This window comes from Hydrogenophaga intermedia (assembly GCF_023715105.1).
Lineage (GTDB): Bacteria > Pseudomonadota > Gammaproteobacteria > Burkholderiales > Burkholderiaceae_C > Hydrogenophaga > Hydrogenophaga intermedia_A.
In genome coordinates, this window is record NZ_JAMBNO010000148.1 from 1 (window position 1) to 251 (window position 251).

Genomic DNA, 251 nt, shown 5'->3' on the forward strand with positions numbered 1-251 from the left:
GCACCGCCACCATCGACCCCGGCGATGGCACCCATTGGCGCGTCGGCTTCGCCCTGCTGCGCCACGTCCTGGACGTTTGACTATCCGCTGTCATCCTCGTCAAGAGGGTGTTGAGGCGACGCTTACGTACTAACCCTAGCCTGCTGCTTTTGTGTGCAGCAGGAGATGAGGAGTGATAGACGTGGCAACACTGAGTGTCATCAGGCGGTGGGCGCTGCGAGAGCAGTTGTCCATCCGCGAGATCTCCCGCC

Annotated in this window: 1 pseudogene; it reads left to right on the plus strand. The window is 61.8% G+C overall.

From position 1 onward, the window contains the following. Positions 1 to 172 precede the first annotated feature (172 nt). A pseudogene (locus tag M3149_RS23280) lies at positions 173 to 251 on the plus strand (XRE family transcriptional regulator); the annotation flags it as partial.